The 22,397-nt window shown below is 34.4% G+C and carries 21 protein-coding genes and 1 tRNA gene; 7 read left to right on the top strand and 15 right to left on the bottom strand.

Going from position 1 to position 22,397, the window contains the following annotated elements; all coding sequences use genetic code 11:
- From P2086_RS08615 to nadA, 8 genes are all read right to left on the bottom strand, one after another.
- On the bottom strand, positions 1 to 768 hold the full coding sequence (locus tag P2086_RS08615; RefSeq protein ID WP_317900045.1) for an ABC transporter permease subunit: 768 nt from the start codon (positions 766 to 768) through the stop codon (positions 1 to 3).
- The gene (locus P2086_RS08620) at positions 761 to 1,474 is read right to left on the bottom strand and encodes an ABC transporter ATP-binding protein (protein WP_317900046.1); all 714 of its coding nucleotides are present in this window, start codon (positions 1,472 to 1,474) and stop codon (positions 761 to 763) included. The genes P2086_RS08615 and P2086_RS08620 overlap by 8 nt, the downstream gene beginning before the upstream one ends.
- Entirely contained in the window at positions 1,471 to 2,703 is a 1,233-nt protein-coding gene (locus tag P2086_RS08625) for a nitrous oxide reductase family maturation protein NosD (protein WP_317900047.1), read from the bottom strand. Before P2086_RS08625 ends, P2086_RS08620 begins: the two co-directional genes overlap by 4 nt.
- Before the next feature lie 2 nt (positions 2,704 to 2,705).
- On the bottom strand, positions 2,706 to 3,725 hold the full coding sequence (locus P2086_RS08630; RefSeq protein ID WP_317900048.1) for a nitrous oxide reductase accessory protein NosL: 1,020 nt from the start codon (positions 3,723 to 3,725) through the stop codon (positions 2,706 to 2,708).
- 73 nt (positions 3,726 to 3,798) lie between these two features.
- On the bottom strand, positions 3,799 to 5,793 hold the full coding sequence (gene nosZ / locus P2086_RS08635) for a Sec-dependent nitrous-oxide reductase (RefSeq protein WP_317900049.1): 1,995 nt from the start codon (positions 5,791 to 5,793) through the stop codon (positions 3,799 to 3,801).
- A 119-nt stretch (positions 5,794 to 5,912) separates the two neighbouring features.
- Complete coding sequence (locus P2086_RS08640; RefSeq protein WP_317900050.1) at positions 5,913 to 6,395, bottom strand: c-type cytochrome; 483 nt, start codon at positions 6,393 to 6,395, stop codon at positions 5,913 to 5,915.
- A gap of 115 nt (positions 6,396 to 6,510) precedes the next feature.
- Complete coding sequence (gene nadB / locus P2086_RS08645) at positions 6,511 to 8,091, bottom strand: L-aspartate oxidase (RefSeq protein ID WP_317900051.1); 1,581 nt, start codon at positions 8,089 to 8,091, stop codon at positions 6,511 to 6,513.
- Positions 8,092 to 8,094: 3 nt separating this feature from the next.
- Positions 8,095 to 9,060, bottom strand: coding sequence for a quinolinate synthase NadA (gene nadA / locus P2086_RS08650; RefSeq protein ID WP_317900052.1), 966 nt, complete (start codon positions 9,058 to 9,060; stop codon positions 8,095 to 8,097).
- A gap of 183 nt (positions 9,061 to 9,243) precedes the next feature.
- Here nadA and P2086_RS08655 point away from each other — a divergent pair, with 183 nt between their 5' ends.
- Both P2086_RS08655 and P2086_RS08660 read left to right on the top strand, forming a co-directional pair.
- Entirely contained in the window at positions 9,244 to 10,320 is a 1,077-nt protein-coding gene (locus P2086_RS08655) for a fatty acid desaturase family protein (protein ID WP_317900053.1), read from the top strand.
- A gap of 17 nt (positions 10,321 to 10,337) precedes the next feature.
- On the top strand, positions 10,338 to 10,793 hold the full coding sequence (locus P2086_RS08660) for a 6-pyruvoyl trahydropterin synthase family protein (protein WP_317900054.1): 456 nt from the start codon (positions 10,338 to 10,340) through the stop codon (positions 10,791 to 10,793).
- A 2-nt stretch (positions 10,794 to 10,795) separates the two neighbouring features.
- Here P2086_RS08660 and P2086_RS08665 read toward each other — a convergent pair whose 3' ends face one another.
- The 3 genes from P2086_RS08665 to P2086_RS08675 all read right to left on the bottom strand — a co-directional run bounded on the left by P2086_RS08665 (position 10,796) and on the right by P2086_RS08675 (position 14,560).
- The gene (locus P2086_RS08665) at positions 10,796 to 11,278 is read right to left on the bottom strand and encodes a hemerythrin domain-containing protein (RefSeq protein WP_317900055.1); all 483 of its coding nucleotides are present in this window, start codon (positions 11,276 to 11,278) and stop codon (positions 10,796 to 10,798) included.
- Positions 11,279 to 11,299: 21 nt separating this feature from the next.
- Entirely contained in the window at positions 11,300 to 12,217 is a 918-nt protein-coding gene (locus P2086_RS08670) for a universal stress protein (protein ID WP_317900056.1), read from the bottom strand.
- 75 nt (positions 12,218 to 12,292) lie between these two features.
- Complete coding sequence (locus P2086_RS08675; protein WP_317900057.1) at positions 12,293 to 14,560, bottom strand: PAS domain S-box protein; 2,268 nt, start codon at positions 14,558 to 14,560, stop codon at positions 12,293 to 12,295.
- Positions 14,561 to 15,271: 711 nt separating this feature from the next.
- On the opposite strand from P2086_RS08675, the gene P2086_RS08680 reads away from it, so the two are divergent.
- The 5 genes from P2086_RS08680 (at position 15,272) to P2086_RS08700 (ending at position 17,840) form a co-directional block, all read left to right on the top strand.
- Complete coding sequence (locus tag P2086_RS08680) at positions 15,272 to 15,706, top strand: RrF2 family transcriptional regulator (RefSeq protein WP_317900058.1); 435 nt, start codon at positions 15,272 to 15,274, stop codon at positions 15,704 to 15,706.
- A 71-nt stretch (positions 15,707 to 15,777) separates the two neighbouring features.
- Entirely contained in the window at positions 15,778 to 16,098 is a 321-nt protein-coding gene (locus P2086_RS08685; RefSeq protein WP_317900059.1) for a hypothetical protein, read from the top strand.
- Positions 16,098 to 16,493: a group III truncated hemoglobin gene (locus P2086_RS08690; RefSeq protein WP_317900060.1), complete on the top strand. Its 396-nt coding sequence runs from the start codon at positions 16,098 to 16,100 to the stop codon at positions 16,491 to 16,493. The genes P2086_RS08685 and P2086_RS08690 overlap by 1 nt, the downstream gene beginning before the upstream one ends.
- Positions 16,490 to 16,924 (top strand): hypothetical protein, encoded by a 435-nt coding sequence (locus tag P2086_RS08695; RefSeq protein ID WP_317900061.1) that lies wholly within the window; start codon positions 16,490 to 16,492, stop codon positions 16,922 to 16,924. Before P2086_RS08690 ends, P2086_RS08695 begins: the two co-directional genes overlap by 4 nt.
- Before the next feature lie 4 nt (positions 16,925 to 16,928).
- Positions 16,929 to 17,840, top strand: a complete 912-nt coding sequence (locus tag P2086_RS08700) for a tryptophan 2,3-dioxygenase family protein (RefSeq protein ID WP_317900062.1) — start codon at positions 16,929 to 16,931, stop codon at positions 17,838 to 17,840.
- Between the two features lie 410 nt (positions 17,841 to 18,250).
- On the opposite strand, the gene P2086_RS08705 is transcribed toward P2086_RS08700, so the two are convergent.
- The 4 genes from P2086_RS08705 to P2086_RS08720 form a co-directional block, all read right to left on the bottom strand.
- A complete protein-coding gene (locus P2086_RS08705; protein ID WP_317900063.1) occupies positions 18,251 to 18,724 on the bottom strand; it encodes an Arm DNA-binding domain-containing protein in 474 nt (157 codons plus the stop codon).
- Between the two features lie 248 nt (positions 18,725 to 18,972).
- Positions 18,973 to 19,059: transfer RNA gene (locus P2086_RS08710), tRNA-Ser, on the bottom strand.
- Positions 19,060 to 19,119: 60 nt separating this feature from the next.
- Positions 19,120 to 20,706 (bottom strand): hypothetical protein, encoded by a 1,587-nt coding sequence (locus tag P2086_RS08715; RefSeq protein WP_317900064.1) that lies wholly within the window; start codon positions 20,704 to 20,706, stop codon positions 19,120 to 19,122.
- 87 nt (positions 20,707 to 20,793) lie between these two features.
- Positions 20,794 to 22,377, bottom strand: a complete 1,584-nt coding sequence (locus P2086_RS08720) for a hypothetical protein (RefSeq protein ID WP_317900065.1) — start codon at positions 22,375 to 22,377, stop codon at positions 20,794 to 20,796.
- Between the last annotated feature and the right edge of the window lie 20 nt (positions 22,378 to 22,397).

The raw sequence follows: 22,397 nt of genomic DNA on the forward strand, positions 1-22,397 counted from the left end.
CTACAAATCTTTCCTTTTGAATTTTAGTAATGAAAACCAAAAAGGAACAATAATCCAAACAATCAGAATAAAAAAGGCCATAAAAATTCCTAAGGAGGTTCCGAAAAAATTCTTAAAAATAGCGCCAGTATAACCCATCATTGCCGAAACATCAAGATGAAGTAAGATGAGAATTCTTCCTAGATCGATAGGATTCAAAGCGGTAATGCCCACCATCATTTTTTCAATAGGATAATCTGCAAACTGGAAAAGTAAAAACAAGACTAGTCCATCAAACAATAATGCAAAAAACAACCAGAGAAGAATTGAAATTCCAATGCCTTTTGCTTTATCTCGTGTAAGTATGCCACTTAAAAATGCAATGGCCACAAATACAGAAGAAACAAAAAGACCAACAAGCACCATCATAAAACCAATACTATCCGGTGCATATATTAAAATAGGAATGCCTGCCCCAATGAAAAAAGAAAGAGCTAAAGAGGATACTAATCCGAAAAATAAACTCAACCAAATTTTAGCTCTTTTAATAGGCTGACTTAATAACAGCTCAATAAACTCAGAACTATTGTAGAGGTAAATGGTTGAAAAAATAACAGATACTAAAGGAACCGTAAGTAAAATAACATTCAATAAGGTCAAAACACCTTTGTTGCTGTTGTCTTCCAGACTAAATACACCCCAGGACAACACGGCCAAAATAAGGGTGTAAATTAAAACAATTTTGTTTTTGAGTATATCTAAAACAATAAACTTAATAATTCTATTCATTATTTTTTTGTTTTAAAACATGAGCAATTGCCTTCGAAATCTTTTCTTCTCCTGTAGAAGTTTGAAGTTCTGCAATGGTTTTGTGAAATTCCACACAACCTTCTTGCATAAAAATGAGCTGAGTAATTAAGTCATCCAATTCACTAAGTAAATGTGACGTGATCATTATTAATTTGCCTTTTTGTTTTTCAGACACTATTTTTTCTTTTAAAATTTCAGAAGCCAAGGGGTCTAGACCTGCTGTGGGTTCGTCTAAAATTAAAATGTCGGGGTTAAACAAAAAAGCTAATGTAGCGCTAACTTTTTGAGTGGTACCACCAGAAAGCGTGCGCATCTGTTTATTAAAAATACTTTTTAATTTAAACTCATTAAGTAGGTCTTCATCTAAGGTTTCGTGTGACGATCGGATATCCTTGATCATTTCAACAATTTGACCAACCGACATGTTATCGGGATACCGGCCAATTTGAGGCATGTATCCAATGTTTTTACGGTATTCAAAATTTTTAGTAATCAGTTGCTCTTTTACTTTAATAGTTCCTGTGGTGGGGATAACCATCCCCAAAATACTTTTGATTAAAGTGGTTTTACCACAGCCATTAGGACCAATAAGGGCAATACACTCACTACTTTTTAGGTCGAGGTTAATATCCTTGAGCACTTCAAGTTTTCCAAAAGATTTATAAAGTTGATTAATTTCTATCATAAATTTAATGCTCGCATTAAAGGTGAATTATCAATAAAATTATCGGGAGTTAAGCTCGGCATTAATTTTTCAGACTTATCTATAAGAGTTACAAAAAAGCTTCTGAATAAAAGCATGGCCGGAGGATTTTGTTCTACGATGACAGAGAATATACTTAGCGGATGATAAGGCACGTCGCCAATTTTATCTTTGTTCAAATCATAACCCTCGTATTTATCCCAATAGTTACTATTAAATGTATTAAGCACCAAGCTACCGTTGGTGCCAATATCAAAAGTATTACCAACGAAGTTATTATTCGTAATTTCATTATCCATACAACTAGCCTGTATTTTCATAGCCCAACCATTAGAATCAAATTTATTTTTGTCAACTTTAATTCTGTTTGTTCCTTCCATAAATATGCCAGAAGTATTTTTAGAAAATGTATTTCCGGAAATAAAACTGTCGGATATTTCTTTTAGTAATAATCCAAAAGCCGCATCCCCCCAATTTTCTGTAAAAACATTATTAAACATTTTCACATGATGTGTAAACATTACAGCTACTCCAGCTCCGTTGTGCTTGAAAATATTTGAAATGTAAGCGTCGTGATTTGAGAACATAAAATGTAAGCCATAACGAATGTTATTCTGAGAAATGTTTCTCCAAATAACAGAGTTGGTGACAAATTCAAAATAAATACCATCGCGATGTCCTATTATTTTATTCCCTATAATTTGAAGACTATCACTTTTCCAGCAATGAATGCCATTACCTATTTTTTGTTCTTCTACCCCCCAACCGGTGATGGTATTGTTTTTAACGATGCACTTATTACAGTATTGCAAATAAATGGCAAAAAAATTATCGTTTAATATATTATCTGAAATGGTTACATGATGACTTTCATAAACCTTTATTCCACCTGGATCGGTGAGTGTTGCGAAACCAGATCGGTTCACTTTAAAACCACTAATAATAACGTAACTGGCCTTTACCGATAAAACTTCGCACTTTTTTTCACCATCCAGAATGGGGAAATCAACACCTATAAAATGTATGGACTTAGTAATGATTAAATTACCTTCTTTGTAATGCCCTGCATGAACATAAACTGTATCACCGTCTTTACAGGCTGCCAGAGCTGATTTTACAGTGGTGTATTGGCGTGTTGCCCCAACGTGTAGTTGTGTTGCTTGTATTGGTTTATATAAAAAAACAAAACATATGTAAAAAAGATATCTCACTATTAATGGTTAATGTCCTCCCAACCAATCGTAGTTACTGAAAGTTTTGTGGCGTAAACAGTGGCGCTGTCCTTGTTAGTAAAAGCTGCGATATTTCCTCCCATTGGACTTCCAATGTTTTCACTCGCTACAAAATGTAATTTAGTATTTGAGGTGAGAGCATGTGGGGCTAAAAAATCTGAAATATAGAAAGAGGCATTTTTTGTTTTGTCTTTATTCTCGCCATCAAACCCAATCATACATCTGATATCATCAAATTTATACACTTTGCTTTTTTCCGTAATCAGTTCACAAGCAAAATTTTCTTCAGTAAGGGTCATTTTACAATAATCACAATTGTCTTTGTTAAAGTTTATTGGTTCAGGACCCTTATTTGTGCAGGAAAATTGAAATAGGGTAGTAAAAGCAATGAGAATTAGTGAAGTCTGCATTTTAGTTTTTTTAAATTTATTCATCATGTTAGTTTCTTTTATAACGGTTAATAACATAAGTAGTCCGCTAGCAATAAATAGCCAGCCGCCAATGTGAGGCACAGAATAGGCGCCAAAATTTAATAGTTGTTTAAATCCAATCAATGGTGGTTGATAAGCCATACCTGGTACAATGATGGCCGCTTTTGGATCGAGATCGTGCCCGTATTGATACTCCCATTTCCAAAAATCAACCATCGCCACAATTCCAAATAAAACAAATGCTATAAACAGAGTGTACAATAACTTCTTTTTACCAATAAAAGCTGTGATGAGCGAAAAAGCAGCAAAAAAAGCAATAATGTAGACTAGGATTGTAAATTCTATAAAGTCTTCATTATGTAGGGTTTTCATACCAATATAATGATTTAATCCATTAATAATATCAACGTCACCACCCAAACCGTTAGCAGAAATTGTTAAACCTAAGCCTTCGGGGTATTGCGGTGCATCGAGATCAATTTGCCAAAGCGGCACAAACATTGAAACAACAAGTAATATGGCTGTTAATACCAATGCTAATTTTGTAGTTGTGGAAATTGTAGAGTTCATGATTGCTGTGTTGGTTATAAAAAAAAGGAGCAGAGTATCTAATAGCCTGCTCCTTTAATATACTTGTTGAATATTACTTGGTTACTTCGGCTGTAATTACTTTTGGTATGTTGGTACCTAAACTAAACTGTAAAGGAACTTTGCTTGTTGCAGGAGATACACGCACATATCCTGACATTTCCTGATGTAAAGCACTACAAAAATCGGTACAATACATCGGTACAATACCCACTCTATCTGGAACCCATTTAAGAGTAGATGTTTCTCCTGGCATAATTAGCAGCTCTGCGTTTGTAGAACCTTTAATCGCAAATCCATGAGGCACATCCCAATCCTGCTCTAAATTAGTAACGTGAAAATATACTTCATCACCTAACTTTATTCCTTCAATATTGTCTGGAGAAAAGTGAGAACGTATAGCGGTCATGTACACATGCACTTTATTACCTTCTCTCACCACTTTCGATTCGCCTTCGCCTTTAGTAACATAAGGATTTTTATTTTCCTCTATCTTAAAAATCTTAACTTGATTTTTACTAATCTTATCTGCCATAATCATTTGTCCATAATGAGGTTCGCCAATTGTTGGGAAATCTAAAATCATTTGCATCTTATCTCCACTTATATCAAACAACTGAGCACTTTGTGATAACTCAGGACCTGTTGGAAGGTATCTGTCTTTAGTAATTTTATTATAAGCGATTAAGTATTTACCAATAGGATTTCTTGAATCGCCACCAGCTACACATAAGTGACCTACAGAATAGAAAGTAGGAACACGATCTAATACTGTTAAATCTTTCACATTCCATTTTACAATTTCAGATGACACGAAGAAAGAAGTATAAGCATTTCCTTTTGCGTCAAATTCTGTATGCAATGGCCCTAATCCTGGCTTTTTAACTTCACCATGTAATACAGATTCATATTTAAGCACATTGATGCCATCATATATACCGTCGAAAGATTTGTCTGCAATAGCTTTTTGCATTTTAGTAAAACTAAAAACAGGTAAGGTAGCAGCTAATTTACCGCTTCCTACAATGTATTCGCCAGTAGGATCCACGTCACATCCATGTGGTGACTTTGGACAAGGCATCATGTAACAAAGATCTGTAAACTCTTTACTGTCTAATACCAGAACCTCGGTTTTCATTTCAGAAGTGGCTGAATGTGTAATATCGCTGTAGGTATTATGAGCATATTTCACTGACATCTTTTTTCCTTTACCAGCTTTTATGTACTCTTCCGCTTTTTTCCAGTTTACAGCCATTACATAATCTTTATCATTTTGTGAAGCATTTACTTCCAAAAGGGTATTGGCTTGTTCTGTGTTATAACATGAGAAGAAAAACCATCCATGAGAAACACCTTTACCAGCTCGACTTAAATCGAAGTTAACTCCAGGGCATTCTATTTGAAAAGCAAGATCCATCTTACCATCTTCTTTACCGATGCTGATAAAACTCAAATAGCCTTTAAAGTTTTGTTTGTAACTGCTAATAGGCACATCGCCGTTTGCATTGTCAGATGGACCTGAGAAACGAGTTCCTGCTACAACGTATTCTGTATTTTCGGTAAGAAAAGGAGAAGAGTGATTACCAGAACTATTTGGTAATTCAATGATCTCGGCAGTTCTAAACGTTTTTAAATCAACTCTGGCCACACGAGGAGTGTTATTTCCATTTACAAAAACCCAACGTCCATCAGCATCTCCATTTGTTTTAGAAAGTTGCACGTGATGTAAATCATCCCACTGCATAATGCCATGAGAAGTATTCAGCATAGGTTTTGTTTCTTCACTGTAACCCCAACCTTTTTCAGGATCAACCGCAAATACTGGTATTACACGAAGAAGTCGTCCACTTGGAAGTCCATAAACACTGAGCTGTCCGCTAAATCCACCGCTCACAAAATTGTACATTTCATCATATTTCCCAGGTGCCACATATACTTTTGAAGCAGCATCTCCTGTTACAGCCTGACTTGTACTTTTAGGTTTGCAGGATTGAAAAGCAGAGGCTACGATTAATCCACCTACTGCTATTGTTATTAAATTGTTTTTCATCTGTTTTAATTATTATTATTTTATTTTGTTATCTGTATATAGCCTCCCAATAGCAGTCGGGATTAATTCTGGCGGTTTGTGACTTAGCAAACATCGCTATTTCACAAGTTATATTTTATTTATTTTGCTCCATCATTTTTAAGCATGAATTCCAATATGTTTCTTGCCTCACCATCTGATAAATTTTGGTTAGGCATACGCACTAAACATAATTCTAACATGGCTTGTGCTTCAGGATCTTTATCAATCATCACATCTGGATTCGTAATAAAATTCATAATCCATTCTGGTTTTCTTCTTTTGGTTACACCTTCCCAACCTGGTCCAACTAATTTTTCAGCGGTTAGTTTGTGACAAGAAGTACATTTTGTGTTAGAGATGCTTTCGCCAGAAGCTACCCATTCAGGGTTCAATTCCTCTTTAAGGTTGATGTTTTCTTCAGTCCACTTACCCTCCCCACGATCAGGGTCATACGACGGTGGATCAGCAACCATACTTTTTGGAGCTTCATGCGAGCCATTTGATTCTTCTTTTGCTGGACTGCTGCACGCTTCAAAAATTGCTAGGAAGGCAATTGCGGCTAAAATTGAGATTTTTTTCATAGGTTTTGTTTTTTGTTTGTATAAAAATTAAAATTTAATTTATTAATACGGATCAAAGATCATGCGTATTGCCATTTCTGTTTATGATGTATGTCATAATAACTAAGGATACATGTCATGTTTCTGCACATCTAATTCGATTCATTATTTGGAGGTCTGAATTATAAAAGACACCAACATTATTTCTTCTTTTTTTTGCGCTTTTCAATATTAATAAGGAAACAGTTAGCATGTTCCTAAGTTCGAGTGTTTTTGGGCTAATAAAATCTTGAAAAGAACGATGACTTATTGTTTTTATCTCTTGCAATAATTCAATTCCTTTATCAATGTTAATAAATTTTGTTAGTATTCCAAAATTTTCACTCATTATTTTTTTACTCATATTTGCCCATTTTTCATTTAATGAACTGTTGATGTTTTTTTTATAGCTTAAATTCAATTCTTTAAAACGACTCTGAAATTTTATTTTAGTTATTGTTTTTACTGAAGCGAGGTAGCACCGGTGCGAAAAAACAAGGGCTTCCAACAAAGAGTTCGATGCCAATCTATTGGAGCCATGCAAACCCGTACAAGCACATTCGCCGCAAGCATATAAATTTTCGAGTGTTGTTTTACCGTATTCATCCGTAACAATTCCACCGCAACAATAATGTGCGGAGGGTACTACCGGTATCATTTTTTTGTTTGGATCAATGCCTAGATTAAAACATTTGGTTTGAATGGTAGGAAAATGTTTTTGGAAATCTTTTTTCGAAATATGTCTACAATCTAAGAAAACATGGGGCTCGTTTTGACGCTTTAATTCTGAAACAATGGCTCTCGACACAACATCTCTAGTGGCAAGCTCTTTACGCACATCGTATTTCAGCATAAAGGCTTCTCCTTTTCTGTTTCGTAAAACCCCTCCAAATCCTCTTACAGCTTCCGAAATTAGAAAATCGGTACTTATTTTTGGCTGATATAAGGCCGTAGGATGGAATTGGATAAATTCCATATTTTTTATTTCAGCCTTTGCTCGGTACGCCATAGCAATTCCATCTCCTGTGGCGGTTTCTGAATTTGTAGTGTGTTCAAAAATTTGTCCCACACCCCCAGTGGCCAACACTGTAATTTTTGAAATTATTTTTTCGATGCTGCCTGTTTTTGATTTTAGAATGTAAACGCCGTAACAAGAATTTAAATGCGGTAGTTGTTTTTCGAGTAGATGTTCATTTGTAATTAAGTCAATGGCAATGGTGTTTTGAAGGATTTGAATGTTTTTTGCTCTTCTAACCTCTGTAAGTAACTTCCTTTCAATTTCTAAGCCCGTATAATCCCCTTTGTGCAGTATTCTGTTAGTACTATGGCCACCTTCTTTAGCAAGATCAAACGAATTCAATTTGGTTTTGTCGAACAAAACACCATAAGAAATTAATTCTTTCAACCTTTCTGGTCCTTCACGCACAACAAATTCCACTACTTTTTTATTACAACTTTTTCCTCCAGCTTTTAAAGTATCGCTAATGTGTTTTTCAGGAGAGTCTTTTAAAATGTCACTTACAACCGCAATACCGCCTTGCGCATATTTTGTATTTGTTTCTTTTGATTCTGTTTTACAAATAATAATGATTTTCTTTTTAGGAAACTCTTTGGCGACTTTTATGGCATAACTTAAGCCCGCAATGCCCGATCCTATGACAAGAAAATCTGTTTTCATAATTTAGTTCAATGTTTTTTTAACTGATAAATCAAGCATTCTCTGAATAGGATGCAATGCTTTTTTTCTCAGTGATTCGGTTAAGGTTATTTCAGGAGATTCGTTGCTTAAACACAAATAAAGTTTTTCAAGAGTATTCATTTTCATGTAACTACATTCACTACATGCACAAGTATTATCTTCATTTATTGGAGCGGGTATCAGAATTTTATTAGGTGATTCCTTTTTCATTTGATGTAAAATTCCCACCTCGGTTGCTATAATAAACTCGTTGCCTTTGTCTTGTTTAAGAAACTTCAGCATAGCTGAAGTTGAACCAATAAAGTCTGCTTTTTCAAGTAATTTTTCTTTTGCTTCAGGATGAACAATTAGTTTCGCGTTAGGATGTAATAATTGTAAATGCTCAATTTTTTTAATTGAAAAGGCTTCGTGTACCTCGCAAACACCATCCCACAAGATTAAATCACGTCCTGTTTTTTTTATCAAATACTTGCCAAGGTTTTTATCCGGTGCAAAAATTATAGGGATATTTTTTGGTATTGAATTAATAATATCAATTGCATTGGCGGAAGTACAAATAACGTCGCTTAAGGCTTTAATCTCGGCACTGCAATTGATATAAGATACTACCTTATGGTCTGGATGATTTTTCACGAAAGTTTCAAATTCTTTGGGCGAACAAGATGCAGCCAATGAACAACCTGCATTTATATCGGGAAGTAAAACCTTCTTTGTGGGATTCAAAATTTTCGCAGTTTCAGCCATAAAATGAACCCCAGCAAATACAATTATTTTTGCTTTTGTAGATGCTGCTTTTTGCGATAAACCTAGACTATCTCCTATAAAATCAGCAACATCTTGTATTTCAGGTCCCTGATAATAGTGAGCCAGAATAATTGCGTCTTTTTCCTGCTTTAATTTTAAAACGTGTTCTTGTAATAAGACTGTATTTTTAAGAGAAAGTGTCATAAATTATACAGACTCAAAATTAATCGGATAATTTTGTCCGAGTTATGATAAGAATCATGTTTTCCTTTGATATTAATCATCTAACTGATTAGCTTAAGAACTAATTTTGCGAGTCGCAATATGCCAACTAAGCTCTTATAAAGTATAATTGCGAATAATAAGGTCAAATTAAGTTACACTTTTATGAATCCAGTAAGATTTACCAGCAAAGATGCAAATGAAAAACTATTTGTAAACACTCTTAAAAAAAATGTAAATGATTATTTTAAAACTAACCATTTATCAACCAAAGCCAATTCGGCCATGGTTATTAAAAGTATTATTTTAATCTCCTTATACCTTGTGCCATTTGTGTTGATTTTAACGATCCCAATGAATAGTTGGTTGGCATTACTATGCACTGTTGTTATGGGTATTGGCATTGCCGGAGTTGGTATGGGTGTTATGCATGATGCCGCTCATGGAGCCTATTCAAGAAAACACTGGTTGAATGATTTACTCGCAGGCTCACTTTATTTATTGGGAAGTAACGTATTAAACTGGAAAATACAACACAATGTACTGCATCACACCTATACCAATGTAAATGGTTTAGATGAAGATATTGATGAAAAAGGCCCCATTCGTTTATCGGAGAACACACCACTAAAGAAAATTCATAGGTTTCAATACATCTATGCGGTATTTTTTTATGGACTTATGACGGTTGTAATGTTAACCAACGATTTTACGCGACTAAGACATTATTCAAAACTGGGTTTGCTTAAAACGCAAGGGAAAAATTTACAAACTGAATTTATTAAAATGCTTTTTCGAAAGGCTATTTATTTAGGGCTTATTTTCGGACTTCCACTTTGGCTTACACCTTTTAATTTTTGGCAAGTATTACTTGGTTTTTTTGTAATGCACTGGATAGCAAGCATTATACTAAGTTTTGTGTTTCAAATGGCGCATGTGGTGGAAGGAGCCAGCCAAGAAGATTCTCTTCATGATATTGAAACCGATTGGCATGTACATCAGTTAAGAACCACAAGTGATTTTGCTCGGAATAATCGTTTATTAAGCTGGTATGTAGGCGGATTAAATTTTCAAATAGAACATCATTTATTCCCTGGTATTTGTCACATTCACTATAAAAAAATTGCGCCCATTGTTGAGGCAACTGCGCTGAAATATAATATGCCTTACAATTTGAAACCTAGCTTTAGAGCAGCGCTTTTTTCACATACACAACGTTTAAAAGAATTAGGAAGAGCCTAAAAAATTATTTTAAAGAAATGCGTGATCAAAGAATAAGAGTCACAAAGTCATTTACCTTCGATATGGCACATGCTTTGTATGGTTATGATGGTTTATGTAAAAACATTCATGGACATACTTACAAATTGCACATTACTTTGTTGGGAAAAGTACTTAACGATTATGAAAATCCTAAAGATGGAATGGTCATGGATTTTTCTGATTTGAAAAAACTTGTGCAACAGCAAATCCTATCCATTTATGACCACGCTCTTGTACTCAATGGTGATTCTCCTCATGCAGAGCTAAAAGATTTAAAAGAGAATTTTGAAAAAATAGTTTTTTTAGAAAATCAACCTACTTGCGAAAACTTAGTATTAGATATCGTTTACAAGTTAAAAAAGAAGCTGCCTGAAAACGTAATTTTACATGCAATTAAATTAAAAGAAACGCCCACATCTTTTGCGGAGTGGTATACCGAAGATAATCTCTAAGTTTATTTTGTTTCCCAGAATTTATCTTCCCAAGTATCATCCTTTTTTTCGTTATGTGATTGAAGCGCTTCAGCTAATTGACTTTCGGGCACTAGTCGCTGTAATTCTTTAAACAAAACACGTTCTTCCATTCGAATGTGTTTTTCTAGTTCCACCTCAATCTGCATTAAAGACTGCAGTACATTAGTTGTGTCTTCGAACAAGGCTTTAAGTTTTAAGTGATCTTTGGTAGCTTGTTGCACCAATTCACTTTCTTCGCCTAATAATGGAAAAATATATTTTTCTTCTATTTTAAAATGAGGTAATAAATGTTCTTTAAAAAAATAATCGGTGTACCTTTTAATCCGTTCATGATCTGTTTTCTTTAAACCTGTTCGTATTTTCCAACACAATAAAAGACCATAATGGTGGTCATGACTTAAACACTGAAGCGATGCGTTTCGCTTAATAGGTCCATTATTATCATTTTTAAAATTGTCAATCATTTGTTTTGTGTTTAACAGGTTTTACCATAAACCACCTATACTTGATGGCGCAATGTTTTCCTCATGAATTTCGGGTGGTATAGATAATACCGGAATACTCGACTCATCAACCAATTCACGATCATAATTCCGTGCTAAAAATCCAGTGCCGTTATTTTGATCAGTCATTGTAATAATTATATCTGCTTTACTTTTTTTAGCATTCGAAAGCGTTTTTCCGGCAAAATTGTCTGATTTTACCAATTCTGAACTTACTTCGATATCCTCTTCTTTAATCCTTTTTGATACTTGTCTCATTATCAAACCCAGTTTAAGTTGATCGGATGTTTCATCTGAATCAGAAACACCTAGTAAATGAATTTTAGCTGTATTCATTTTGGCAACTTGAATAGCAACATTTACTTTTTGTCGGGTATGCTCAGAAAGATCGATTGGAAGAAGTATGTTTGAGAAATGCGACTTCTTGCTATCGTTACGGATTGTTAAAACTGGTATTTGAGATTTTGAAACGACACGGTGGGAATTGCTTCCAGAAAAAAGACTGCTTACAGAGTCTGATCCATTTGTTCCCATTACAATAAGGCCCACTTGTTTTTTTTCTGCAATTTTAATTATCTCAGAAATGCGACCTCCCAATCCGATAATTACTTTTACTGGAATGGAATATTTATTTCTAATTTCTTTGGCGGTACTTTCAATTAGTTTTTTATAATTCTCAGATTCTTTGGTTATTTCTCTTAAATCTGATGTAGTGTACGGGAAATTGAGAAAAGATTTTTTTTGGCGAACGTATAAAAGAAAAAGTTCACCTTTGTTAAGTTGTGCCAATGAAGCTGCATAACCAATAGCTTTTGTAGAAGTGCTAGAAAAATCAACGGGAGTTAAAATTCTACTTGTGTTTAATTTGATCATAGTTTTTGGAATTAAACTTTTTTCCATGCTAAAGTTCTGTATAAATAGGATGTTTGCCACTGATATCGGTCAGTTGTATAAATGAGAATAGTCATGAAGTTCTTATATATTGAATTCAATTTGGAATTCCGTCCCTACATTAACTTCACTTTGCACCTTAATTGTACCTCCAAGTTTTTCTACTTGCGCTTTAACCATATACAATCCCATGCCCTTACCATCTATGTGATTATGAAATCTTTTATAGAGACCGAAAATTTGAGTGGCATTGTTTTCCAAATCTATGCCCATACCATTGTCTTTTATAAAAATCGTAAGATTATCTTCGGTACGTTTAGTTTTGATGTGTACTATCGCCGCTTGCCCTTCACGTTTATATTTTATGCTATTAGAAATCAGATTATAGAAAATGCTATGCAGGTACGTTTTGAAGGTGAAAATTTGCTCCACTTGCACAAAATCGGTTGTAATTGTTACGTTCTCTAATTGAATTAAAGTACTAATTGATGTTTTGATGTCATATACCAGATCATCGAATTTAACTATTTCCTTATATTCAACAATATTTTGCGTTGTTTGCAAAATTAGATTAAGATCCGTAATAACATTATCTAGTTTTTCCGTTGATTCCCCTATGCCTTTAATTAATCTGTCTAAATCTTTTTCATTCCCAACACTTCTATTTTGAAGTAAGACTCCAAGCCCAATTATATTGGCAACAGGCGCGCGCAAGTTGTGTGAAATGATATAAGCAAATTGCTCAAGATCCTTATTGCGTTGCATAAGATCAGTGGTTATTTTTTCCTTCTCAGTCTCGGTCCTCTTCCGTTGTGTAATATCCTCACTTGCAATAATAAGTCCAATAACACTCTCCATTTTATCGAAAACAGGTAGCATCTTAACATGGTACCAGTATAAATCGTTTAGAACCCCAAAACTTATATCATAAGAAACCGTTTCACCTTTTAAAACTTTTTCATGCCTTTTTTTTGCAATACTCCTTCTGTTGCAAGGTTGAGATTCAAATAGATTTTTCCCTTCTTCCAATGTAAAACCCAACTGCTTTCGATAACCTTTTACAGCAGTATTATTAAAAGAAATCACATTAAATTTTTTATCAAGCAACACGTATGCAGTCTCGGTATTTTTGAATATGGTTTGTAAATTCGCTTCAGATTTTAAAAGATGTTCGTCGGCATTTTTCTTTTCAGAAATATTGGTTGCAGCAACATTTACCCCAATTACGTTCTTCTCAAGATCAAAAACCGGAAGCATGTTTACGTTGAGCCAAATTATTTTATGAGGATATTTGTACCTTACTTCGTAGGCTATTTTCCTGCCATTTTCCAGAACATTTTTAATTGTATTTTTTACTTTTTCTTGTCTCTTTTCAGGTAGCGCTTCTGCAAAATGAATTCCAATTGAAATTTTCGCCTCAATTTCTTCTTCTAGCATTGTTTTTGCTACGTTATTAAAAGAAGTTATCTCACCCTTTTTATTTAATAAAATATAACCTGTATCAGTATTTTCTAGAATCGTTCTAAGATTATTTTTAGTTCTTTGCAAACGTTCTTCTGCTTTTTTTCGGAAGGTGATGTCTTGCATGGCACCCACCATTCTCACAGCTCTACCCGCTTCATTGTAAACAATATAAGCCCTATCGTAAAAGTATAAGATTGTACCGTCAGCCTTATAATAACCGTACTCTCCTTCCCAAAAATCATTCTTTGATTCCTCTAGTACCTTATGGATACCTTTAATAATACGGTTCCTGTCATTTTCTATAATTCTTTCGTTCCATATGTTGACGTTTTGCTCTAGATTGCTGTCACCATACCCAAGTATCTTTTTATAACTTTCGTTCCAATAAAGTTGACTTGTCTCCAAATCCCAGTCCCAAATAATATCATTTGTTGCTTTGCAAAGTAAATCATAACGCTCTTTATTTTCTTTCAGACATTTATTAGTTAGGATTTGTTCTGTGATGTCACAGCTTATTCCGTCTAACTGAATGAGGTTTCCCGAATGGTCTAAGGTGGGTATTATTTTATTTTGCAACCATTTTACTTTTTGTTCTTTGCTAATAATACGGCATTCATAAGTAACTATTCTACCTTCTTTAAGTTCAATAATTTGTTTCTTGATTATTGATTTATCGTCGGGATGAATTAGGTTATACCAAAGGTTATCGTTTGTAAGAAAGTCATCAACACAAAATCCGTAAATTTTCTCACATGCTGGTGATATTTTTGTGATTAGCTTTGTTCTAAAATCCAGTGAAAAAAAGAGTTCATTCGAGTTTTCGAATTGTAATTTGTATTCTCGTAGATTTCTGTCTGGGTCCTCAACGAATAAATTTTTACTGCTCATTATACTAATCTTTAATTACAATTATATGTCACGTTTTATAAAATGCTTTTTTAAAATAAATCTCTTTTCATAGATAAATTTCACTATAAACACTTGATTTGCGACTGATTTTGGTTAGTTGCAAAAATGAGAAAAGTCAGGAATTAAAAGGTTATATAGTAAGTTAAATTAACTTCTAGTAGATAAGATGAAAGAAATCTATCTATTTATTCTTGTGAAGTGGAGAATATTTTTGCATTGGGTGATATTGCCTTAATAACGGTCCTTAATACCCAAAAGGTCATCCTCAAGTGGCAAACGTGGCTATTAATCAAGCAAAGCTGCTTATTAAAAATCTTACATTAATTACTGAAAATAAAAAATACACGAGTTCGAGTACAAAGATAGGGGGTTCAATGGCTACAATTAGAACTAATAAGGCTGTTGTGGATTTACCTTTTGTTAATTTTAAAGGCTACATCGCCTAGCTGATTTGGATGCTTTTACACCTTATGTTAATACTTAGTGTTAGAAATAAACTCATCATTTTTATTAACTACACCTGGGCTTACGTCACAAAGGGTTCTTCTTTAAGATTAATACTTTCCGACCCATCTAAACACAAAATTGGTACGTAAGCTATGCCTTAATTTATAGAACAAAGCTCTAAGTTAATAAAAGATAATTTTATCTTTTATTAAAAATGCTGTACATTTGTAAAAAATAAACGGAATGTTTTCTAAATCCTGCGAATATGCCATCAGAGCCACCATATACATTGCGGTTCAATCTAACCAAGATAGAAGGGTAGGGATTAAGGATATTTCAAAGGAAATAGATTCGCCCGAAGCATTCACGGCGAAAATTCTGCAGCAATTGTCTCGCGAGAGGATAATCGATTCAGTTAAGGGGCCAAATGGTGGTTTTGCGATCGACACCGAAAGAATGTCAAAAATTAAATTAAGCCAGATTGTTTTGGCCATCGATGGAGATTCAGTTTACAAAGGTTGCGGATTAGGATTTAAAGAGTGTTCCGAAAAACAACCTTGTCCTGTTCATGATAAATTTAAAGTGGTAAGAAATGAGCTGCGCAAAATGCTCGAGAGTACAACGGTTCTAGAATTGTCGCTGGGACTAAAAAAAGGGTTGACCTTTTTACATAGATAGACAAAAAATTTAGAGTAATAGAGGATAAAAAGGTCTTAATATATTTAATTAACACATAAAAATATACGATCATGAAAACTGTAAATCAACCCTCTCATGCAGAAACGCATAATGAAGGCACTCTAAACTGGTTTGATAAGCAAGCTATTAATTTCGAGAATGCGAGATTTGGTTGGATGGCGATACTGATAACCGCACAAAGCTGCCTCGGCTCTGTAGCTTGCGGATTTATTCTTAAAAATAATGCGAACATAATTTTTTTATGCACCTGTGCGGCTATTACAATGGGATGTAACGCTTTACTCATTGCGCTTGCTCCGCCAAAAGTGTCTTTGATAAGTGTTTATTTAAGTGTCATTCTTAACGCATTATTTATACTTTTTAATTTATAATGGAATCAAAACAAGATATATTAAATCTAGAAGATGTTAAGGTTTTAGTAAATGCTTTTTACGATAAGGTTAGGACGGATGAAACACTCTCGCCAATTTTTACTGAAGTCATTCAAAATCGCTGGCCGCAGCATTTAGAAAAAATGTATAGCTTTTGGCAAACAGTCTTGTTAAAAGAACATACTTACTTTGGAAGTCCTTTTGTACCGCACGCTAAGCTGCCCGTTGAGCAAGAGCATTTTGATAGATGGTTGCTCTTGTTTTTTCAAACAATTAACGAAACGTTTAGTGGGGAGAAAGCAAATGAAGCCAAATGGCGTGCAGAGAAAATGGCTGAAATGTTTCAAAGTAAAATCCAGTATTACCGTCAACATCCCGAAAAAAGAGTGTTATGAGTGGAGCATTAAAGTATTCTTTAGCCATTTCAACGGTTTATTTATGGATTGGTTTTGTTTGTGCCATTAGTTTTATGGAAGCGTGGTTAAAGTTTCGTGCACCTGGAGTAACGCTGCCTATTGGTCTTGGAATAGGTCGTTTAGTGTTTAGCGCATTAAATAAAGTAGAATGGGTTTTTGCAATTGCCATAATTTTTAATTTGTGGTTTTCAAAAGAAACACTTTTCACTTTAAACAACTTAGCTTTTTTTATGCCGCTTGTTATACTAACGCTGCAAACTCTATATTTGTTACCAGCATTAGATGCACGAGCAGAACAGCACATACATCAACAAGCTGTTGCGCCTTCTTACCTTCATTTTTATTATGTGGGTGCAGAAATTGTAAAAGTTACATGTCTGTTTATATTTAGTCTTAAATTATTTAAATAAAATCATGGAAGAAAAAACCATCATTACTGCAATTGAAGAAAAGTATAAAAATCTCGGCGAAAATCCTGAGACTTACTTAAAAGGTTTGTTACAAGCTAAACCTATTAACTACTGGGACTATGTGGAGGTAGATACTCTTTTATCACTTCAAAAACCTCGTACAGATTTTAAAGACGAAGAAGTGTTTATTATGTACCATCAGGTAACAGAATTATTACTGAAGTTGATGATTCATGAAATAAAACAAATAGTTTATAACGAGGCACTCACTGAAGAATTTTTATTGGTAAAAATAAGTCGCCTTAACCGTTACACACGCATGATGATAAATTCGTTTGACGTGATGAGTGGAGGCATGGATTACGATGATTATAACACCTTCAGAGCAACGCTCGCTCCGGCAAGTGGTTTTCAAAGTGCACAATTTAGATTAGTGGAGCTTTATTGTACAAGAATAGAAAACCTTATTAATGAGGAAGGAAAAAAGCGAATTCCATCTCAACCAAGTATAGAAGAATACTTTGAACACATCTATTGGAAAGATGCGGGTTTAAATCGAAAAACGGGAGAGAAAACATTAACGCTTCGCCAGTTCGAAGAAAGGTACTTGGATCGTTTTATTTCTTTGGCAAAAAAAGTGAAAGGAAAAACACTGGAAGAATTATTTCTTAAAATAGAAAATCCTTCTGAGGACTTAAAACTGATTTTAAGGGAATTTGACCGATTGTATAACGTGGAATGGCCAATGGTACATTTAAATACTGCAAAACATTATTTAGACAAGAAGGGTGAAAACCAAGCTGCAACTGGAGGTTCGGAATGGAAAAAGTATTTACACCCGCAGTTTCAACAACGAAAATTTTTCCCAAGCTTATGGACCGAAACAGAAATTGATCATTGGGGAGAGCGTAAATAATTGTTCCTTCGTGAGATCGATTAAAATTTAGTAAAGGTTAAATCGATAATACTTAATATGATAGGAATTAGGTTATTTGGTCTCGCCACTAGATAAATTTGGCAGCAAGGCCACTAGCGCAGTTTGCAGAATGTGACAGGGAACTGCGCAGCCGAATTGCCAGATGTAATAGCAGAGACTGAACGGATTGATGCGTTAAGGATCGCAGCGGCTATCCTTTTTGTACTTCTTAAAATAAACTAAGCACAAAAAGATAATAGCGAAGAGCCTGACCCATGAAGTAAAAAATGCATGGATGAAAACAAGATGGAATTTTTTACTTCATGGGTAACGCCCAAAAAGGTAAAATGGTTCTTCAAAAAATAAGATATGTATCGATCGTACAAAGTAGGAGTATAAAAGATTAGTATTTATTGTTTGTGTTTGCCTAAAATCGGCTTAAGTATTTCTGCAAGCTCGTTTTCCAAAATTCCCATCAGAGCTGCCATCTCGGGTTCAAACTCCATAACAACAAATTTGAGTTTTATTGAAAGAGGTGTCGCCCAATAGAAAAGTTGAAGACCTTGTGTCCTTTTAACTTTATAAAACCCTAAATGCTGTATAAGCCTACCCCAAACATGACGCTTAACCTTACCAACATAGAGAATTTTACTGGAAGAAAAGTTTTTTTTTATTGCCGGAACGGCCTTCGAATTTGGCGATTTGATATAGTCAGTTCTCCCATTCAGATTTCCACCATTCCATTTCTTTGGATCACACTTTTGGCCTGTTGAGAATTCTGATGGAGGTCCTTTTACACTGATTCTTCCATAAATTGTAACTGGACCACTTTTGTAGCCCTTTTCTTTTTTTGCATAAAAAAGTAAACTGTAGCTAGTTTGCATACTACTATTTTTAAAGTTTGTAAATGTAGATTTGAAAACAACGCCTGTCAAGATGTTCAAATTTTGAACTGCTTGATACTAGAGGGATACAGAGTTTTTCGGTGAGTATGAGAGACGCTTTTTTGATACTCACCGAATCACTCACTAGACTATTGGTAAATAATCTTATTAAATGAGATGTAAGAAAACAAAAAAGCCCACAAATACTGAGTATTAGGGGCTTTTAGTTTGAATTGGTGACATTCATGCGGAGACCGAGGGATTCGAACCCTCGATACGGTTACCCGTATACACGCTTTCCAAGCGGGCTCGTTCGACCACTCTGACAGGTCTCCTGATTTTTTGGAAGCCAAATGTACATGTAAAACCTGATCTAAACAATAATGTCTGCAGGATTAATGTATAACAATAACGCTATCTGGAGAGAGTTTTTTCTCTTTTAACCATCCAAGTCTGCTTACCTCGTTTGGGTTTATCCAATACGCAGAGTAGCCCACTGGCGAAGTGGCTGTGTAGCCATTTAAAGTTTTTAGCCCAGCAGCCTGAGAGGCCATCATAGCATCTAACTGGTAACTTACGGCGTTATTAATAATCGTATCAGGCTCATAAGAAATGATGGATCCTTCCTTAATTCCTTTCAGTTTTTCGAGCAAATTGTTTTTTCTCTGCTGCGCTTCGGCGACAGTGTATCTATCTGTGCAGTCATCTCCAATATGATTGTCTAAATAAACAAATCCCACAAAAAGAACAAAAACTAGCGCATTATATTTGTTTTTGTTTTGAAATATTAAATTTAAAAAATAGGTTGCGGCAAAAGAGTAAAATAAGAGTTCAATATTTACAATTCTTTGCAGCGCGCGCATAGATGCAAAGCCAGGTAAAAAATGTATTACTTTATATAAACTATAATTTTCAAAACGAATAAAAAATAAAAAAGTAAATAAACCAGTGCAAAAAAAAGTTGCTGCGGTATGCGTCATAGTTATTCTTGCGAACAAGTTTAATCTTAAAGTTTTACCAAACAGAACGATTAGAGAAGCGATAAAGCTTATGGTGGCTATGCCGCCGGCAAAAATCTGATGATCCCAAAAGCTTTCGTAATGATATCCGTATTCATTTAAAAATTCCCAAAACTTACTACCATAATGGCTGTAGAAATGAGATGTAATTGTTGGAACGCTTTTAAGCACTAGTTCGTATGGATACAACTCTACATTCTCTGTCCTTTGTAGATAGGGAATCATTAGGGGAAGTAAAATTACAATATTCAAAACTAGTGCTATCAACATAAATGCCCACCATTTTATTTCTTTGAATCGTGCAATGTAGGCTTGATATTTATAAACAAGCGTAAACAAAAGAAAAAGAATTGTAGGAACAAAGAGCATAAACCCAAGGTATAAGCCACAATACATTTGATAAACCAGAAAAAAAACGAGTCCAAAAAAATATTTCGGATTTAATTCTCTTAAGAACATTGCCCCCATTAAGAAAGTAAGTGGTATTGCAAAACGAGGAAAAGTTTGCGCATGACTCATTTGCGATTGCAATGCAATAGAGAAAGCGAAAACCATAGCTCCTATTACGGCTGTATAATTGTTTTTAAACACATATTTAAATAAGAAATAGCAACACGCGTAGTTTAAAGCGCTTGTAATTACAAACCAGCATTGAAGTGAAACTTCGGGATTAAAACCCGATAATCTAAAAATCGCATAAAACGGTGCAGAGCCCAATAAATTATCAGAGTAGGTGATTACATTTTCTTCAGGGTATAAAAATGGCGCGCTCCAGAATGAATCCACTTTGCCTATAAAAAACCTATACGCATGTTCAAGCAAATAATGGTTAAACCTGCCATCGCCAATATCGCCAGGTAAATGAGCTGAATGGGGAGATAAAAGATCAAGATTAAAAAAGGAAATGCCAACTACAAGCCCGAATAAGAAAGGTAAATAGGATTGGTATTTTTTTAAAAGCATGTAGTGTGGTTTTAGAATTTTAGATAGCTGCGAGCGAGCTGTAAAACTAAAAATTTATATTTTAAATTAACCCAATTTATTTTTTATTTACTTTATAATGGAAATTTGTGATTCAGGAACACCTCTCATCGTTAACCAAATTCTCCGAGTCATTTTGTTAGGCGATAACCAGTAATAAGAATAAATATTTGGTGAGTTGGATGTATAGCCGTTGAGGCATTTTAAGTTATTCTCCTGAGCGCAGAGCATCGCATCCAATTGGTGATAAATTACTAAACCTCTAATTGTATCAGGTTCGTATGAAAAAATGGTACCTTTTTTAAGGTGCTTCAATTTAGCATTTAGTTTTTTTATTCTTTCAGACGATACTTTTTTTTCATACACATCTGCGGCGTCTTCACGAATTGAGTTGTCGATGTAAAAAATACTTAAACCCATGAAAAAAAGAATAAAACTTATTTTTTTTGTTTTTGTAAATAGAACATTGCATAGATATGCAAAAGCGATGCCGAAAAAAAGTAATTCAATATTAACAATACGCTGCAAGGCTCTCATAGAGTCGAATCCAGGAAGCATGAAAATAATTCTATAAAGTGAATAATCTTGATAACGTATAAAAAAAATAAAGAGACAAATGGCTGTCAAGAATAATGTAACCATCGGGGATTTTTCGAGTTGAGTAGATTTGTTCGGAACGAGATTGCGTTTAATAATCAAAACTGAAAATAAAATAAAGGATACAATCGCAATTGCTCCAGGGAAAATCTGGTGATCCCAAAACGCTTGATAGTTTTTGCCTGTGTTTTCTAAAAACTTCCACAAATAACTTCCAGGGTGTGAATAGAAAAAAGATCTAGTCGACGGAAGACTATTTACAACTTCCCAGTATTCGTATAAAGTACTACCGGTCGCTTTTTCTGAATAGGGAATAATTAATGGAAGCAAAAGCAATACGCTTAACAGCAGCGAACCAAACATGTGTAACCACCACTTAACGTTTTTTGCTTTAATAATGTACTCTTTAAATTGATAAATAAATGAAATCAAAAAGAAAAAAAATAGTGTGATAAATAAAAGAAAACCCATATACATACCGCAGTAGAATTGATATATCAGAGCAATTAGACTTAACAGAAAATAGAAAGGATTCAGGTTTTTTAAATACACTACCGCTGCTAAAATGCACAGTGGAATAGCAAACCTTGGAAATAATTGCGCGTGTACAATTTGCGACTGAAGTGCAATAGAAAAAGCAAATATTAACGCACCTAGAGCTGCTGAATAAGGATTCCGGAATAAATAAAACAATAGAATATAACAGGAGAGGTAATTCAACAAAGTCATCAGGATAAACCAATACTGAAATGAATCCTGCGTGTTTTTACCGGCAAGCCTAAAAAGGGAATAGAATGGTGCAGAGCCTAAAAGGTTGTCGGAATAGGCAATGATGTTTTTTTCAGGATATATAAATGGAGCGTTCCAAAATTCTGAAATTTTACCGGTGAAAAAGAGATGTGCGTGCTCGAGAATGTAGTTGTTGAATCTCGCGTCACCAAGATCTCCGGGCACTTTCGAAAAGTCAGATGAAGTTATATTAATACAAAAAAACAGTAATCCGAAAATCAAGCCAATCAGACAAGGAATATGTTGCTGAAATGTTCTTAGCTGCATGAGCTGTAAATATAAACTAT

It is taken from the genome of Aurantibacillus circumpalustris, assembly GCF_029625215.1.
Classification (GTDB): domain Bacteria; phylum Bacteroidota; class Bacteroidia; order B-17B0; family Aurantibacillaceae; genus Aurantibacillus; species Aurantibacillus circumpalustris.